Here is a 15,910-nt window from a genome sequence, read left to right on the forward strand (position 1 = left end):
TTTTAAAAATTAATGACTTTTTCATTTATAAAAAAGAAATGTGCTCTTTACAAATGTATGGTACAATAAATGGGAAAAACTCTTTTTACCCTTTATCAACACATTTGTATAAAGGAGACTGAACTCATGGTTATTACATATCTTTTATTTATCGTTGCCTATCTACTCGGTTCGATTCCATTTGCATTAGTCGTTGGAAAAATTGGTTATGGAATCGACATTCGTGAGCATGGAAGCGGTAATCTAGGCGGAACAAATACATTCCGTACATTAGGGAAAAAAGCAGGTTTTATCGTAACAATTGCTGACATTTTAAAAGGTACATTAGCAACAGGTCTACCGATTATTTTCGGGTCAGATATTCACCCACTATGGTTTGGATTAGCCGCTGTTCTTGGACATGTCTATCCGATCTTCGCAAAATTCCGCGGGGGGAAAGCAGTTGCAACTTCTGCTGGGGTGCTATTATGCTATTCACCAGTTGTTTTTGCAATATTAGCTGTTGTCTTTTTCAGCCTTTTATTTACAACAAGATACGTATCACTTTCTTCTATGATAACAGCTGTCGTTGCTGTTATTGCATCCATTGTTAGCGGGGATAAAATCTTCATTATTGCGATGTGTTTATTAGCAGGTATGGTTATTTATAAACACCGTGCAAATATCGGACGAATTATAAATAAAACTGAACCAAAAGCAAACTTTTCAAAAAAGCAAAAATAAGATCGTAACCCACATAACGCAAAAAGAAAACGTGAAGCATATTAATAGCGTCTTTTTGCGTTATTTTTTATACTAAAAGAAAAAGCAACATAACTTGGAGGAACTATACATGAATCTTTCCGTAACAAAAGAAGCAGCACAATGGTATAAAAACGAATTAAACTTACAATCGGGTGAAACAATACGTCTTTTCGTACAATACGGCGGTTGCAGTACTGTGCAAAAAGGACTTTCTTTAGGTATTCGTAAAGATGACCCTGCGCACCCTGCTGTTCAAACTCAAGAAGAAGGTATTAACTTCTTTATTGAAGGCGATGATGAGTGGTTCTTCGATGGACATAATTTATTAGTTACACTTAACGACGGTGATGATTTCCCTCAATTTAATTATGAAAAATAAAAAAGCGTGGCTTCTGCCACGCTTTTTTTATCCCGCTATTTGCGGGTAGTAAGACCCCCACTGATTAAAGTTTCACTTTATTTCTTTTTAATTTCCTCATATTTCGCATACCACTCAGGATATAATTTTTTAAATGATACAGGGCGGAACCCTTCTTTTTTCGCACAAATATTCGTCGTGCTTGCAGTAATACAAAGTTCGCCATCACCATTATAAATTTCATATCCATATACAACGCGGAGCGGGCTCACAGTATCAACCCACGTTTTCACAATAGCTTTTTCTCCGTAACGCATCGCTTTACGATATGAAATTTGCAAGTCTAATACAGGAGAAATAATTCCCTCTTTCTCCATTTCAACATATGAAAATCCTAATTCTTGTATAAGTTTAGTGCGCCCAAGTTCCAGCCACACTAAATAGTTTGAATGGTAAACAACACCCATCTGGTCTGTTTCCGCATAGCGGATTTCAACTTCATGTTCTGCTACAAACATTTCTATTCGCCTTCTTTCACTTCTGCTACCTTGCATACATTTAATCATAATACAGTGGAATCAAAAATAAAATAAAAACAGTGAATCTTTTACCGAAAGGGGCAAGCACATGATCCAAATTGTAACTGTTCGTAGCGGTGATAGTGTTTATGGTTTAGCATCAAAGTACGGATCTACACCTGAAGAAATTGTAAAAGACAATGGACTAAATCCAGCTGAAACACTCGTTGTTGGTCAGGCACTTATCGTTAATACAAAAGGCAATAATTATTATGTACAGCCAGGTGACAGCCTTTATCGAATTTCTCAAACGTATAACGTCCCTCTCGCCAGTTTAGCTAAAGTTAATAACCTTTCATTAAAATCTATTCTCCATGTCGGACAGCAATTATATATACCGAAAGGAACAAAACGAGCAGTAGAATCCATTGCTTATTTACAGCCTTCAACAATACCGATAAAAGAAAGTTTAGTAAATGCTACACGTGCTATTAATCCATTTTTAACATATTTAGCCTACTTCAGCTTTGAAGCAAAAAGAGACGGCACTTTAAAAGAACCGACGGAAACAGCGAAAATCGCTAATATTGCAACGCAAGGTAACACCATCCCTATGCTCGTTATTACAAATATTGAAAATGGAAATTTCAGTGCCGATCTGACCTCGGCTATTTTACGCGATGCAACAATTCAAAACAAGTTTATTACTAACATTTTGCAAACAGCTGAAAAATATGGCATGCGAGACATTCATTTCGATTTCGAGAGTGTGGCACCTGAAGATCGCGAAGCGTATAATCGGTTTTTACGAAATGTGAAAACACGCTTACCTAGCGGGTACACATTAAGTACAACACTTGTACCGAAAACGAGCTCAAATCAAAAAGGGAAATTTTTTGAGGCTCACGATTATAAAGCACAAGGACAAATTGTTGATTTCGTCGTCATTATGACATACGACTGGGGTTGGCAAGGTGGACCACCGATGGCGATTTCCCCTATTGGTCCTGTAAAAGAAGTACTTCAATATGCAAAATCTCAAATGCCCCCACAAAAAATTATGATGGGGCAAAATTTATATGGATTTGATTGGAAACTTCCTTTCAAACAAGGGAATCCACCCGCAAAAGCAGTTAGCTCTGTCGCAGCTGTTGCACTTGCTCGTAAATACAATGTTCCTATCCGCTATGATTTCACAGCCCAAGCTCCACATTTTAATTACTTTGATGAAAACGGCGTACAACACGAGGTTTGGTTTGAAGATTCGAGGTCTATTCAAAGTAAATTCAATTTAATGAAAGAACAAGGCATTGGTGGTATTAGTTACTGGAAGATTGGTCTACCATTCCCACAAAATTGGCGTTTACTCGTTGAAAACTTTACAATTACGAAAAAAGGCTGACGAAAGTCAGCTTTTTAAATATTTTTATAATATTATCCAAACACACAAAAAGGAGAATGATGACATTCTCCTTTTTTTAACCGTTATCAACAATTGGTTGTTTGCCAGTTTGGTCTTGCATTTGCTTCCCTTTATTGCCACCAGCTTTTTTCGATTGTGTTCCAATTTGATTTGGTGCAAAGTCTTTTGAATTCTTTTTCGGATTACCCATTACTATCGCCTCCTTAACACTAGTATCGTACTAGTGTTAAGAATTATTCAGCCTGCTTAAAAAGTTTCATTTCATAACGTTTTTCAATTCGTTTTTCAATTCGATCCATTGCATCACGATCGCTTAATAATTGTTGTTTATTTTCATTTACAAGTTCTTCAAACGATCTACGGCGACTTCTTCTCATGTTGCTCACCCTTTCTTCTACGCTTTCTTATTACATAGTATGAGCAAATGAAAAACTCTTTAATCAGATTTGCAAGAAAATTTTATGTTTTGATAAAAAATCCCATGCGCATATATTGCACATGGGATTTTTTACACCATCGTATTTAAATATTTTTTAATTTCTTCATCCGCATTTACTTTATTTGCTCTATATTCATCCAACGTTCGTAATACAGAATCGTATTCTGCTACAATGTAGCTCTCTAGCTTCAAAATGTCTTCTACACTGTCAATCATAATTCTCGTGTTGCCAATCTCACTTTTCAATGCTGCCTCGTATGTTAAGCTCGTACAAATTTCTCTTACATCGTCTTCCATTTTTTCTGTTAACACATATTTCTTTCGCCCTTTGACCTTTAACCTTATAATTGGGTAAAAAGCTTTTATATCTAAATAACTCCCAACATTCATACAACGAATCCACTCAATATCACGTTTATTTCGTACAAGCATTTCTTTTACCGCTTCAAATACCGCTGTTTCATCAAGTACTTCCTTATTCGCTTTTCTTTTTCCTTCTTCTTCAACGGCTGCACATTTTTGATAAACAGCCGCACACGTAATACAGTCGTCAAATGCATTATGAGAACTTAAGCGAATTCCAAGCATTCGTTTTAACGTTTCAAGTTTGTGATTAGGCGCATGCTTCATATATTTTTTCGCTAAAAACACAGTATCAATAACGTTATTTTTAGGCTCAGGTAGTCCAAGCATATTTACATTACTCTTTAAAAAACGCATATCAAAAGAAGCATTATGTGCCACGATAATATTTGTATCTAGAAATGCCAAAAACAAAGGCAATACTTCTGCAATTGTTGGTGCGTCTGAAACACGATAATTCGTAATACCTGTTAAACTCGTAATTCGGTCCGGAATTGAACGCTCCGGATTCACATAGGAAACAAATTGATCTACTAGTTCATGATTATGATATTTCACTGCTGCAACTTGAATAATTTTATCATTATAAGGGTTAAATCCTGTTGTTTCAAAATCAATTACAACATAATCTAACGGTAAGGATACATTCCCCACTCCAGACACTCCTTTATCTCTAAACATTTATATTTCTTTTATCATATCACGAAGCTTTCACTACTTGAAAAAGAAAAGGCAGAAATGATTATATTCCATCTCCACCTTTTCACCGTTATTTTAATTTAGCAATCCGTTTCTCCATCTCTTTTTGCGTCATCGGTCCAATAAACTTATCTTGAATAACGCCTTCTGTATCAATAAAATAAGAAGTTGGAATGGTAATTACTTTATACGCTGTTGTCACATCAATGTTCTTGTCCAATAAAATAGGAAAAGTAATTCCTTTTTCTTTAGCGAAGTTCCTTACCTTTTCTTCTCCCCCTCCTTTTTCTGAAGGAGTATAGTTTATAGCTAAAATTTCTACGTTTTCTTTATGTTCTTTATAAAAGGCCTCCATATCAGGCATTTCTTGCTGACAAGGCCCACACCACGTTGCCCAAAAGTTTAAAATAACTTTCTTTCCTTTTAAATCGGATAACTTTACATTCGTTCCATCTATCTTTGCTAATTCAAAATCTGGTGCGCTCTTTCCAATTTCAATACCGTTCCTTGCGAAAATCTCTTTCATAGCAGCTTCACTTTTGGCAGGCTTTTCTTGCATTACTTGATCCTCTTTACCAAACTGTTCATAAGCTGCATATCCCGCTAAACAAAGTAACACTACAATAATGGTAAGCTTCCGCCACATATTATATCACCCTTACGTGTTTATCTTTTTATTACATAATCACCAAAATGCTATATACCTTATTTTAGCTTATACGGACAAGCTTGGAAATATTCACAGTCGAAATAGTTAGAATATTTATAGTGCAGATGAAATATTTCCCTTTTTATCACATAATTAGTTCATCACCGAAAGTTGTGGGTGACAAAATCAACGCCCGTTTCCAAGCGAAGACGTAGGAAGAAATGACTATCATTTCTATAACCAAAACCACGTCTTTTGATTAGTTTAATTTCATTATTTGTGCCTTCCATAATGCCATTTGAAAGTGGTGAAAGAATCGTATCAAGTAATGCTTTTTCACGTGCAATCAAGGTTTTAACGATTTTTGAAACAACACCACATTGCACGATAAATCCTCTTTCTTCCTCGGTTAAATTACGCGGACGACGTGCAAGGCAACGATCGATAAAACGTACTTTGTGATGCTTTTTCGCTTCATTTAAATAACGTCTGCGTCTACGTAATGCTTCAGTGAAAAACTGGATTAAATGCAAGCGATCCAGTACGTGAACCGCTTTTTGAAAAACGGATTGAATTGCATTCGCCACGGCTGGTGCAAAATCACTAACCACCGCTTTGATGTTTCCTGTTACCTTCGATAAGACCGAGGCAATCGCCAAAATACGTCCAGTTTCTGCATTTAACACGCTTGTCGCATAAGAATGCCCTTTACGTATCGCAAACTCATCTACACAAATGTGTTGCGCCTCTTCTTCAACAAGTTGTTCGGGCGCATAGAAATAAAACCAGCGTTCTAATGTCGTATAAGGAACACCATATTCTCGTGCCACATCTGACAAGGTGCGCCAATGACAACGACACACAATTTCACGGCGAAATGAAGCCGTGGAAGAACGAATTAACCCAAGTCCATAATCATATGTAAATGTAAAGCCGCAGCACGTACAACGGTGGCGAGGAACGGTAAGTTCAATCCAGAGTTGTACCAATATGCCAAGCAAAGCCATGGCGCAAACAAAGCAATATATACATACGTACCTTTTAACTCCCGCTGAATAAGGTTATCTACAATTAGCCCCATAAATAGCGGACGGGATAAATTTAAAATGGCAGCTACTATTCCGCTACAAATCGCACTAATTAGCAATAGCTTTTCTTGCAACAGCGGCAACATTATTCTTCTATACTCATTCATTGTCATTCCCCCAATTTTGCATAATAAAAGGAAAGGGATGAAACCAAATGGTTTCATCCCTTTCAGGCTGTGGAGAAAGCCTTCTCCACAGCCTATTTTTGTGTCTGAACCTCTTTTTATGTGTCAACACTGATAAAAAAGAGGAAAAGGAGAGATTTCTTATGATGGGTGCTTTAAAAAATCATCGCGACGAGCGTGTATCTGTTTCTGTAGAAGAATTGGTTCCACAAGATCATTTCCTTCGTGCGATTGAAGCGACAATTAGTTTTGATTTTATTGAGGAGAAGTTACGCCCTTATTATTGTGAAAACAATGGCCGTCCGTCAATCCATCCTATCGTTTTATTTAAGATGATGTTTATTGGATATTTTTATGGTATTCGTTCTGAGCGTCAATTGGAAAAGGAGATTAAAACGAACATTGCCTACCGTTGGTTTTTAGGGTTCTCTCTATCAGATACAATTCCAGATCATTCTACAATCAGTTGGAATCGCCGTACTCGTTTCGTTCATACAAATATTTTCGAAGAAATTTTTGATGAGATTGTGAGACAAGCGACGGAGCGCCGTATGGTAGGAGGACGTGCGTTGATGACAGATTCCACACACATTAAGGCCAATGCCAATAAAAATAAATTTGTACATAAATATAAAAAAGAAAAGGCAAAGTTCTATATAGATGAACTAGAAGCTGCGGTAATCGAAGATCGTGAGGCGCACGGAAAAAAGAATTAAAACCTAGAAAGGAAAGTGATACCCCTACTAAAAAAACTCGGATAAGTACAACGGATCCAGATAGTGGATTTTTAATGAGAGATGGAAAACCGAACGGTTTTCATTTTTTAGATCATCGTACGACTGATGCGAAGTACAATATTATTACAGATACCTATATAACGGCTGGAAATATGGCAGATTCCGAGCCGTATTTAGCACGTCTACAAGCTCAAGTTGATAAATTCGGATTTGAAGTGGAAGCTGTAGCTCTTGATGCAGGCTATTTTACAGGATATATCTGTAAGAAGTTATCAGAAAGAAATATATTTATGGTGATGGGGTATCGCCGATTTGGAAAGAGAAATAAAGAAGTACCGAAAAGCCAATTTAAATATGTAGAAGAAATGAATGCATTTGCTTGTCCGATGGGATGTATTTTAGAATATGCGACAACGGATCGCGAAGGATATCGTCAATATAAATCGAATCCAGAAGACTGCGCTGTTTGTCCGCTACGTGAGGTATGCTTTTCAAAGAAACAAAAACAAAAAGTTATCACCCATCATATATGGGAGAAATATAAAGATATCGCTAGAAAAAACAAACTAACAGCTACAGGGAAAAAGTTGTATAAAGTACGATGTTCAACTATAGAGCGAAGCTTTGCGGATGCAAAAGAACTACATGGCTATCGATATGCTCGGTTTCGAGGGCTGAAATCTGTCCAAATGCAGGCTTACCTCACCGCCGCTTGTCAAAACATGAAAAAAATAGCCCTCCATCTAACCAAAAAGGGGTTGGTGGAGGGCTATTTTTCTAAATTCTACTATTTTTTGTTGTTTTCTTTCGCTAAAATCAAAAAAGATTCCAGAGTGTTGGGAACCCTAAAGGGTTTCCCAACACTCTGAAAGGGATGAAACCAAATGGTTTCATCCCTTTCCTCTTTGTTTACTCATGTTCTTTTAAAAACCTAAGTTCCAAAACATAAAATAAAAATCACTACTTTATCTAGGGATATTCTTCTGCCAACGACCTATTAAATGCCGATATGTATTACTATATAAGTTTCATTAAAATAGCAAGTGTATTTATTGTCATATGAACAACGATAGGAACAATTAATCTATTCGTTTTTACATATAAAAAAGCATACACCAATCCCGCTAAAGTATAAGGAATAACACTTGCTAACTCCATATGAAGTAATGCAAATACAAGAGACGTAATTAAGCAAGCAATGTAGATATTTGTTCGTTTACGTAACGTATCAAGAATGATTTTTTTGTTAGAATCTCTTCCATTATAGGTCCCAAAATTGCAATATTCACTATTCTAAATGGGAAAGATATAACATTATTTTTTATCATTTCTGAGTGTTCTGAGTTAGGATCCATATTAAATACAACAATAGCTATTAATCCATAAATAGCTTGAACTAAAAAATAAATAAGAACACCATAGATACACCATAATACAGTTTTTTTGGCGGATAAGCATCAGAAGAACCTCTTTCAATATCTGGTTTCATTAATATTAAAATTACTATGAAAGCTAAAAAATAACCTAAGATTCTACCATAGGCATTGGCCGCTTCCGTTGTTAAATTAAATAAAGTTATAAAAATCGGTTCGAATAAATAAATGGACAAGTAAAACAGTATGTAAGTAATTATGACTCCCCAATATCTTTTTGGCATATTCCACCTCTTTTACAGTAACTAGCATTTTAATTTTTTTATCATCTGAATATTTCTTTCATTTAATTTTACCATTAACATAGGATATGCAACTTTAATTCTCCCTTAATTTTACAAAACACTTTAATCCATCCCACATTAACTGACAATAAGTTTTCCACTTAGAGGTCTTTAAATATGCCGATGTTTTTTCATACTAAAGAGGGATGAGAAAATCTCATCCCTCTTTAAAATATACATTCAACAAATATTGTTGAATCCTTTTAGTTTGACACTTTAGACTCTTCGATTTTCGAACGAAGAACCATTTGCAAGATACCACCGTGACGGTAGTAGTCAATTTCAACTTCACTATCGAAACGAGCTACTACTTCAAATTGCTTCTCTTTTCCTTCTGCATCGATTGCAACTACTTTTACAAGATCGCGTGGTCTAACCGTTTTGTCAATTTGAATTTCAAATGACTCGTCACCAACAAGACCTAATGTTTCAGCACTGTCGCCATCTTTAAATTGTAATGGTAATACGCCCATTAATACTAAGTTACTGCGGTGAATACGCTCGAAGCTTTCTGCGATTACTGCTTTAATACCTAATAAGTTTGTACCTTTCGCAGCCCAGTCACGAGAACTTCCCATACCGTAGTCTTTACCAGCAATAACTAGAAGGCCTGTGCCATCTTCTTTATACTTCATAGCAGCATCATAGATAGATGTTACTTCACCAGTTGGCCAATATGTTGTATATCCGCCTTCTGTTCCTGGTGCGATTTGGTTTTTAATACGGATGTTTGCAAATGTACCACGCATCATAACTTCATGGTTACCACGACGAGAACCGTAAGAGTTAAAGTCGACTGGTTGTACGCCGTTTTCTAGTAAATAACGTCCAGCTGGCGTGTGCTTACCAATTGAACCTGCTGGTGAAATGTGGTCTGTCGTTACAGAATCACCAAATTTACCAACTATGCGTAAACCTGATAACGTTTCAACTTCACCCGGCTCTTTAGATAATCCTTCGAAGAACGGTGGGTTTTGAATGTATGTTGAATCATTATCCCAAGTATATAAAGCTTCATTTGAAGTTTGGATTTCATTCCAGCGCTCATTGCTGTTAAATACTTGCGCATATTCTTTTTTGAACAATTCAGATGTAACAACACTTTGAACTACATCTTCAATTTCTTTAGCTGCTGGCCAAATATCATTAAAGTAAACAGCATTACCATTTACATCTTTACCGATTTCATCATTTTTCAGGTCAATATCAACAGTACCTGCAAGTGCATATGCCACAACAAGTGGTGGTGATGCTAAGTAGTTTGCTTTTACAAGTGGATGAATACGACCTTCAAAGTTACGGTTACCAGATAAAACAGATGTTACTAATAAATCATTTGCTGCGATTGCTTCTTCTAATTCCTCTGCTAATGGACCAGAGTTACCGATACAAGTCGTACAGCCGTAACCAACTGTTTGGAAACCTAATTGATCTAAATACGTTGTTAAACCAGACTTATCTAAGTACTCTGTAACAACTTTAGATCCTGGTGCTAACGATGTTTTTACGTAACCAGGTACTTTAAGTCCTTTTTCAATTGCTTTCTTCGCAACTAACCCTGCTCCAATTAACACGTACGGATTTGACGTATTTGTACAGCTTGTAATTGCAGCGATTGCAATTCCACCTGTTTTCATCGTTACTTCTTGATCTTTCAATGTAACTTTCACTTCTTTATCAAACTCTTGCTCATTGAATCCAAGTCCTTGTGTTCCAACTGGTGCTACAACAGCTTTATGGAACTCCTCTTTCATATTTGAAAGCGGGATTAAATCTTGCGGACGTTTCGGTCCAGAAAGGTTAGATTCGATTGTATTTAAATCAATTTCAACAAGATCAGTATAGATTGGATCTTTACTATCTGCTGTATAGAATAAACCGTTTGCTTTACAATATTCTTCAACAATGCGAATTTGCTCTTCATCTCTACCTGTTAAACGTAAGTATTCTAATGAAATATCGTCGATTGGGAAGAATCCACAAGTTGCACCGTATTCTGGTGCCATATTTGAAATTGTTGCACGGTCAGCTAAAGGCATGCTCTTTAGTCCACTACCGAAGAACTCAACAAATTTACCAACTACACCTTTTTGACGTAACACTTGTGTTACTTTTAATGCAACATCGGTTGCTGTTGTACCACTTGGAAGTGTACCAGTTAATTTCACACCGATTACTTCAGGTACTGGGAAATATGAAGGCTGTCCAAGCATTCCTGCTTCTGCTTCAATACCACCAACGCCCCATCCAAGAACACCAATACCATTAATCATTGTTGTATGTGAATCAGTTCCAACTAATGAATCTGGGTATGCAACTAAGTCACCTTCAGCATTTTTCACCGCATGAACAACCGGTGCTAAATATTCAAGATTTACTTGGTGTACAATACCTGTTGCTGGTGGAACTGCACGGTAGTTATCAAATGATTTCTGTGCCCAGCTTAAAAATTTATAACGTTCTTCATTACGTTTAAACTCTAAGTCCATGTTGAATGCAAGCGAGTCCGCTGTACCCGCTCTATCAACCTGTACAGAGTGGTCAATTACAAGGTCTACAGTAATTTCTGGATTAATTTTATCAGGATCTCCGCCCATATCTGCCATTGCTTTACGAAGCGAAGCCAAATCTACAACAGCTGGAACACCTGTGAAGTCTTGTAAGATTACGCGAGATGGTTTAAACGGAACATCGATATCTTGAACATCTTTCGTTCCCCATTTCGCTAAATTTGTAACATGTTCTTCTGTAATTACGCGTCCGTCTACTTGACGAAGTACAGATTCAAGTAAAACTTTCACGGAATATGGTAATTGAGATACGTTGCCAACCCCTGCGTTTTCAAGCGCTTTCAATTGATAATAATGATACGTCTTTCCATCTAGTTCAAAAGTTGCACGTGATTGAAATGGATTATGTTTGACCATTATGTTTCCCCCCTGTTAAACGTGACTAATTTGTCTGAATATAAAATGTAGACAAACTTTTCAATACCTTACGATAATATCTTATTACAACTTTCTAAATAAGTAAATAATAAGAAACTTATGGATTATCATAAGTTTTCTTTATCTTTCTAAATTTGAATAGTGTCCATGCTCTTTATTAATACTATTACTATAAAGTAAAGCACTCTTTCAGCGTTTTACTTTACGTTCATATATGCTATGAACGACTCATGGTTCGTCTATAAAAAACATTATAGAGGTGAGAAAAATGGGTAAAAGAAAAGCCAATCATATTATTTCAGGAATGAATGCTGCATCCGCCCAAGGGCAAGGAACTGGCTATAATGAAGAGTTCGCAAATGAACCTTTAACTCCGGCAGAGCGACAAAATAATAAAAAACGAAAAAAGAATCAGTAACGAAAAATCCCAAAAGGTATACCTTTTGGGATTTTCTCTAATGTTTATAACGTAACAAATCCGAAACTGTTACAAATCGATAACCCTGCTTTTTCAGCTCAGGTAAAATTTTTGCTAATGCCGCCACTGTTTGACTACGATCACTTCCTCCATCGTGCAACAGTACAATATCTCCACTTTTAGCATTTTTCACAACATGATTGACTATGGATTCTGTACCTGGATTCGCCCAATCACGAGGGTCTTGATGCCATGACCATAGAACAATTTGATACCCAGCTCTTTTTGCCGTAGTAAATACAGCATCATTAATATATCCACCTGGTGGACGGAACAATAAAGGTTCTTTCACCCATTTTTCAAAATATTGCTTTCCATTTAAAATATCATGTTCTAACTTTTCATCTGATGAATTACTCGCATACAAATGATTCATCGTATGATTTCCGATTTCATGCCCTTCTTTCAACACTTGCTTTACTAAGTACGGATTACGCTGAACTCGAAAGCCAATCATAAAAAAAGTCGCTTCCGCTTTATATTGACGTAATAACTCTAATACTTGCGGTGTATAAGTTGGGTCCGGTCCATCATCAAATGTAATTGCGATAATTTTTTCATTATTTGGCACTTCCCATGTTACATAGCCAGTTGGCTCTAGCTCTTTTCTTAACAACATTTTAGCTTCCACTTTGTCCACTTGAAATATATGTACTGCACAAATTAAAGAAAAAATTGATAGAATAATTTTTCGTTTCAGCATAGTAGCACTAAAAGTAATGAGGTTGTTGAATTCACAACAACCTTTTTCACTTTTCTATTTGATCTACATTTCGCATAATATTTTGGAGATTACTTTCATATTGCTCAAGTTGTGGACGCTGCGTTTCTGATGCTACTTCAAGTGCATTTTGAATCTGTTCGTACGCCTCTTGCACTTCTTGGCGTAACTCTTTTAAATCATGGCCGTAATTCGGGTCATTTTTCACAATATTATTGAATATATTTTCCGCTTGAACAACCCCTTGCTGCGCAGCCTGAAAAGCCTGTTGCTTATCTTTATGATATGGCATAACACTTTCCCCTTCCTATATGAGTTAGTCCTACTTATCTTTACCCGTTTCTCAAAAAACATTCTCGTATAAATTCGCAAACTTCTCTCATTCTAAATAGGGAGAGGAGGTGTAAAATACAATGGGTAAAAACAATAATCAATCTAATCGTCAAAACGAGAAAAAAGGGCAATCTTCTGGACAGCCCGAACCTTTAAGTGGATCTCACAAAGTTAAAAATCGTAATCATTCACGTCAAAAAAATCATGCACATCATGATATGTAAAGCAAAAGTATTCACACACACTGTATCTTTCACATAAAATGTTTATATTTTTCTATTTGTTCTTCACCTCCATTTCATTCATGCATAACATAGTATGAATTGAGATTTTACGGAGGGTGTCTTTCATGGGCAAGAAAAAGAAGGATTGTCTTTTTCATGTTGATGGTTTCGAAGAATGGATGGATCAATTTTGTTCTGATTCTTGTAGTAACTTTAGTTTTCCAAATCAAATTCATATTGACCTTTGTGAAACAGAGCAAGAATACATTTTGGAAACAGATGTACCAAATGCAACTGCACAAAATGTACTCATTAAAAAGATGGAGACAGGCCTAAACATTTGTATACTTTATAAAAACACTTCTTTACAGCGGATTGTTCCTTTACCTACTAATATCATTTATAACAAGATGCTAGCCTGTTTAGAGAATGGATATTTAGCCATTCATATTTCCAAAAACGAAGTTGCCAATAAGCATGAAGAGAAAGTCTTTTTTCGAATTAACGATTGATATAAATATAAGCCCGAGCAACATTTTAGTTTGCTCGGGCTCATGTTATTTCGCATGTATTTCTATTTTAGAATTTCTAATATATCTTTTTTTCATTAAACCTTTTGTCACTAAAAGAACTGGGAACGCTATGCTTGAAAATATAGCTAATGTTAAAAATACTATAAAGCCATTTTGATATCCATAATGATCGAGAAGTATCCCGCCAAACCAAGGACCAATTACTACTCCAATTCCTGAAAAGCCCATAGCTCCAAAATATGTCCCTTTCAAATGTGAAACAGCTATCTCATCAATAAATACATCTGTCATTGAAAACATTAATACTTCTCCGAATGTAAAAATAATTGTACATATAGCAGCCCCTAACATAGATTCTACTAGTCCAAATCCAAACAATCCCCCGCTCACAAATAACGTTCCAACCATAATAGATGCTAACGGCGTATACTTTTTACACATTTGAATAACAGGGTATTGAATAACTACTACTGTAACCGCATTTAAAGTTAGCATATATGAGAACAACTTTACTCCATCTTGAAATATATGTGCGTTTGCAAAATATTGAGATAGTGTCGTCGTTAAATGTGAAAAACCACTATTACTCAAAATGATTCCGACTAAAGCAACTAAAAATACTATGTCTTTTCGCAAAATCCGAACCGCACTTAACATTGTGACCGGATTTTCTGTAGTTACTTTCTTTTTATCAAGTGGATATTTCTTAAATTGAAACGCTAATATAACTGTATATAAAATGTACACTCCAGCGGCTACTAAAAAAGGAATCGTTGATTTTGCACTTCCAATCTGTAATCCAACAAGTGGACCCATCGCTACTCCAACATTTATTGCACCGTAACGCAAATTATATACGAGTAAACGATACTCTGGTTTCGTTAAATCTGATAATAAAGCTCTTGATGTCGGTTCAAAAAAAGAACGACATAATCCATTCAAAGCGTTTAATAGAAAGAAACTCAAAACATGATCTGCAACTGAAAATCCTATAAATACAAACACCCAAACAATCATGGACCATATTATAATCATCTTTCGACCAAATCGATCCGATAAATTGCCTCCAATAAAACTAGCAAACACTCCAACAAGCGCACTCGTTCCAATGATAGCACCGGTCATTCCAGCCGATACGTCTTTAACAGTCGTTAAATAAATCGCTAAAAAAGGAATGCTCATTGAAGTTGCAAACCTAGCAAATAATGTCCCTATAATGATACTCATTCCAAGTGGATGAATATTTTGTAACTTCCCCTTCATCTTTAAACCTACTCTCCCTTTTCTTACATAAAAAAAGAAAGCAAAGGATCTGCTTTCTTTTTCCTTTTTCTACACTTGAGATGTTTATACCCGAGCTGTTCTCGTTATTTCCATATCAATTCCGTATGTAAACTGTAGTTCTTTACAAACATCTTTAATTAAAATAGCTACATTATACTTTTCATTAAATTCTAAAACAATGCTTTCTACTTCTTCATATGTATACTTATATTCGCCAGTAATTACACTTTTTAAATCAAAGCATTCATTAATACAAAGCTGGACGAGTAATTGTTCATACTTCTCTATGACATCTTCTTTTTTCCAAAGTAACTCCTTTACATATAACCGATCAAATTTCACACTTTCTCGATTACAATCCGTTAAAATCCGGGTCATCTCATTTAATTCTCGATATAATTCGGAAATATTTCTGCTTAAACTAAGCAACTTATCTACGCCGTTTTCATATGGCATTTTCATTCCCCCCGCATTTTCTTCTTATTATAGCAAGAAAATTCTAAAAAAAGTTTCTTTCTTCTGAAATATT

General features: G+C 35.8%; 20 protein-coding genes and 1 pseudogene. 7 read left to right on the top strand and 14 right to left on the bottom strand.

Features of this window, described 5'->3' with window-relative positions; all coding sequences use genetic code 11:
• The first annotated feature begins 126 nt into the window (after positions 1-126).
• The gene (gene plsY / locus JFU23_RS05785; RefSeq protein ID WP_002014306.1) at positions 127-723 is read left to right on the top strand and encodes a glycerol-3-phosphate 1-O-acyltransferase PlsY; all 597 of its coding nucleotides are present in this window, start codon (positions 127-129) and stop codon (positions 721-723) included.
• Positions 724-832: 109 nt separating this feature from the next.
• Positions 833-1,123, top strand: a complete 291-nt coding sequence (locus JFU23_RS05790; RefSeq protein ID WP_002033558.1) for a HesB/YadR/YfhF family protein — start codon at positions 833-835, stop codon at positions 1,121-1,123.
• Positions 1,124-1,200: 77 nt separating this feature from the next.
• On the opposite strand, the gene JFU23_RS05795 is transcribed toward JFU23_RS05790, so the two are convergent.
• Positions 1,201-1,620: an acyl-CoA thioesterase gene (locus tag JFU23_RS05795; protein WP_002128497.1), complete on the bottom strand. Its 420-nt coding sequence runs from the start codon at positions 1,618-1,620 to the stop codon at positions 1,201-1,203.
• Positions 1,621-1,729: 109 nt separating this feature from the next.
• Between JFU23_RS05795 and JFU23_RS05800 the strand changes: the two genes are divergently transcribed.
• On the top strand, positions 1,730-3,022 hold the full coding sequence (locus JFU23_RS05800; RefSeq protein ID WP_201031583.1) for a glycoside hydrolase family 18 protein: 1,293 nt from the start codon (positions 1,730-1,732) through the stop codon (positions 3,020-3,022).
• 76 nt (positions 3,023-3,098) lie between these two features.
• Here JFU23_RS05800 and sspN read toward each other — a convergent pair whose 3' ends face one another.
• From sspN to JFU23_RS05830, 6 genes and pseudogenes are all read right to left on the bottom strand, one after another.
• Entirely contained in the window at positions 3,099-3,233 is a 135-nt protein-coding gene (gene sspN / locus JFU23_RS05805; RefSeq protein WP_000527988.1) for an acid-soluble spore protein SspN, read from the bottom strand.
• 43 nt (positions 3,234-3,276) lie between these two features.
• Entirely contained in the window at positions 3,277-3,420 is a 144-nt protein-coding gene (locus tag JFU23_RS05810) for an FbpB family small basic protein (RefSeq protein WP_002014298.1), read from the bottom strand.
• A gap of 131 nt (positions 3,421-3,551) precedes the next feature.
• The gene (locus JFU23_RS05815; protein ID WP_201031584.1) at positions 3,552-4,499 is read right to left on the bottom strand and encodes a 3'-5' exonuclease; all 948 of its coding nucleotides are present in this window, start codon (positions 4,497-4,499) and stop codon (positions 3,552-3,554) included.
• Positions 4,500-4,614: 115 nt separating this feature from the next.
• Positions 4,615-5,190 (bottom strand): TlpA family protein disulfide reductase, encoded by a 576-nt coding sequence (locus JFU23_RS05820; RefSeq protein WP_002190375.1) that lies wholly within the window; start codon positions 5,188-5,190, stop codon positions 4,615-4,617.
• Between the two features lie 164 nt (positions 5,191-5,354).
• On the bottom strand, positions 5,355-6,023 hold the full coding sequence (locus tag JFU23_RS05825) for a transposase (RefSeq protein ID WP_201031585.1): 669 nt from the start codon (positions 6,021-6,023) through the stop codon (positions 5,355-5,357).
• Between the two features lie 179 nt (positions 6,024-6,202).
• Positions 6,203-6,445, bottom strand: a pseudogene (locus JFU23_RS05830) (ABC transporter ATP-binding protein); the annotation flags it as partial.
• A gap of 104 nt (positions 6,446-6,549) precedes the next feature.
• On the opposite strand from JFU23_RS05830, the gene JFU23_RS05835 reads away from it, so the two are divergent.
• Positions 6,550-8,012, top strand: a protein-coding gene (locus JFU23_RS05835) for an IS1182 family transposase (protein ID WP_374191743.1) whose coding sequence is annotated in 2 segments (ribosomal slippage) — positions 6,550-7,111 and positions 7,111-8,012 — 1,464 coding nt in all. Because the reading frame shifts where the segments join, the coding sequence is not laid out codon by codon here.
• A 148-nt stretch (positions 8,013-8,160) separates the two neighbouring features.
• Here JFU23_RS05835 and JFU23_RS30520 read toward each other — a convergent pair.
• From JFU23_RS30520 to acnA, 3 genes are all read right to left on the bottom strand, one after another.
• Positions 8,161-8,382, bottom strand: a complete 222-nt coding sequence (locus JFU23_RS30520; RefSeq protein WP_307873342.1) for a CPBP family intramembrane glutamic endopeptidase — start codon at positions 8,380-8,382, stop codon at positions 8,161-8,163.
• Positions 8,383-8,539: 157 nt separating this feature from the next.
• The gene (locus JFU23_RS30525; RefSeq protein WP_242483495.1) at positions 8,540-8,800 is read right to left on the bottom strand and encodes a hypothetical protein; all 261 of its coding nucleotides are present in this window, start codon (positions 8,798-8,800) and stop codon (positions 8,540-8,542) included.
• 263 nt (positions 8,801-9,063) lie between these two features.
• Positions 9,064-11,787, bottom strand: a complete 2,724-nt coding sequence (gene acnA, locus JFU23_RS05845; RefSeq protein WP_061676017.1) for an aconitate hydratase AcnA — start codon at positions 11,785-11,787, stop codon at positions 9,064-9,066.
• 289 nt (positions 11,788-12,076) lie between these two features.
• Between acnA and sspO the strand changes: the two genes are divergently transcribed.
• On the top strand, positions 12,077-12,226 hold the full coding sequence (gene sspO / locus JFU23_RS05850; RefSeq protein ID WP_002033549.1) for a small acid-soluble spore protein O: 150 nt from the start codon (positions 12,077-12,079) through the stop codon (positions 12,224-12,226).
• Between the two features lie 37 nt (positions 12,227-12,263).
• Here the strand turns inward: sspO and pdaB are convergent, their stop codons facing one another.
• The gene (gene pdaB, locus JFU23_RS05855) at positions 12,264-12,989 is read right to left on the bottom strand and encodes a polysaccharide deacetylase family sporulation protein PdaB (RefSeq protein ID WP_080683322.1); all 726 of its coding nucleotides are present in this window, start codon (positions 12,987-12,989) and stop codon (positions 12,264-12,266) included.
• 46 nt (positions 12,990-13,035) lie between these two features.
• Positions 13,036-13,299 (bottom strand): hypothetical protein, encoded by a 264-nt coding sequence (locus JFU23_RS05860; protein WP_002014282.1) that lies wholly within the window; start codon positions 13,297-13,299, stop codon positions 13,036-13,038.
• A 121-nt stretch (positions 13,300-13,420) separates the two neighbouring features.
• On the opposite strand from JFU23_RS05860, the gene JFU23_RS05865 reads away from it, so the two are divergent.
• Positions 13,421-13,564 carry a small acid-soluble spore protein P gene (locus JFU23_RS05865; protein WP_002014281.1) on the top strand — a complete coding sequence of 48 codons (144 nt, stop codon included), beginning with the start codon at positions 13,421-13,423 and terminating at the stop codon, positions 13,562-13,564.
• Between the two features lie 125 nt (positions 13,565-13,689).
• Positions 13,690-14,076, top strand: coding sequence for an Hsp20/alpha crystallin family protein (locus JFU23_RS05870; protein WP_002033545.1), 387 nt, complete (start codon positions 13,690-13,692; stop codon positions 14,074-14,076).
• Positions 14,077-14,121: 45 nt separating this feature from the next.
• On the opposite strand, the gene JFU23_RS05875 is transcribed toward JFU23_RS05870, so the two are convergent.
• Both JFU23_RS05875 and JFU23_RS05880 read right to left on the bottom strand, forming a co-directional pair.
• Positions 14,122-15,360, bottom strand: a complete 1,239-nt coding sequence (locus JFU23_RS05875) for an MDR family MFS transporter (RefSeq protein WP_061676016.1) — start codon at positions 15,358-15,360, stop codon at positions 14,122-14,124.
• Between the two features lie 84 nt (positions 15,361-15,444).
• Positions 15,445-15,837, bottom strand: coding sequence for a hypothetical protein (locus JFU23_RS05880; protein ID WP_002137716.1), 393 nt, complete (start codon positions 15,835-15,837; stop codon positions 15,445-15,447).
• Positions 15,838-15,910 lie beyond the last annotated feature (73 nt).

Source organism: Bacillus sp. TH50, assembly GCF_016650565.1.
GTDB classification, from domain to species: domain Bacteria; phylum Bacillota; class Bacilli; order Bacillales; family Bacillaceae_G; genus Bacillus_A; species Bacillus_A mycoides.

Excerpts from the sequence above, each read along its gene's own strand:
- pdaB (WP_080683322.1), bottom strand. The coding sequence starts at position 12,989 with ATGCTGAAACGAAAAATTATTCTATCAATTTTTTCTTTAATTTGTGCA.
- JFU23_RS05795 (WP_002128497.1), bottom strand. The coding sequence starts at position 1,620 with ATGTTTGTAGCAGAACATGAAGTTGAAATCCGCTATGCGGAAACAGAC.
- plsY (WP_002014306.1), top strand. The coding sequence starts at position 127 with ATGGTTATTACATATCTTTTATTTATCGTTGCCTATCTACTCGGTTCG.
- JFU23_RS05820 (WP_002190375.1), bottom strand. The coding sequence starts at position 5,190 with ATGTGGCGGAAGCTTACCATTATTGTAGTGTTACTTTGTTTAGCGGGA.
- JFU23_RS05800 (WP_201031583.1), top strand. The coding sequence starts at position 1,730 with ATGATCCAAATTGTAACTGTTCGTAGCGGTGATAGTGTTTATGGTTTA.
- JFU23_RS05875 (WP_061676016.1), bottom strand. The coding sequence starts at position 15,360 with ATGAAGGGGAAGTTACAAAATATTCATCCACTTGGAATGAGTATCATT.
- sspN (WP_000527988.1), bottom strand. The coding sequence starts at position 3,233 with ATGGGTAATCCGAAAAAGAATTCAAAAGACTTTGCACCAAATCAAATT.
- JFU23_RS30525 (WP_242483495.1), bottom strand. The coding sequence starts at position 8,800 with ATGCCAAAAAGATATTGGGGAGTCATAATTACTTACATACTGTTTTAC.
- JFU23_RS05790 (WP_002033558.1), top strand. The coding sequence starts at position 833 with ATGAATCTTTCCGTAACAAAAGAAGCAGCACAATGGTATAAAAACGAA.
- JFU23_RS05810 (WP_002014298.1), bottom strand. The coding sequence starts at position 3,420 with ATGAGAAGAAGTCGCCGTAGATCGTTTGAAGAACTTGTAAATGAAAAT.
- JFU23_RS05880 (WP_002137716.1), bottom strand. The coding sequence starts at position 15,837 with ATGCCATATGAAAACGGCGTAGATAAGTTGCTTAGTTTAAGCAGAAAT.
- JFU23_RS05870 (WP_002033545.1), top strand. The coding sequence starts at position 13,690 with ATGGGCAAGAAAAAGAAGGATTGTCTTTTTCATGTTGATGGTTTCGAA.
- sspO (WP_002033549.1), top strand. The coding sequence starts at position 12,077 with ATGGGTAAAAGAAAAGCCAATCATATTATTTCAGGAATGAATGCTGCA.
- acnA (WP_061676017.1), bottom strand. The coding sequence starts at position 11,787 with ATGGTCAAACATAATCCATTTCAATCACGTGCAACTTTTGAACTAGAT.
- JFU23_RS05865 (WP_002014281.1), top strand. The coding sequence starts at position 13,421 with ATGGGTAAAAACAATAATCAATCTAATCGTCAAAACGAGAAAAAAGGG.
- JFU23_RS05860 (WP_002014282.1), bottom strand. The coding sequence starts at position 13,299 with ATGCCATATCATAAAGATAAGCAACAGGCTTTTCAGGCTGCGCAGCAA.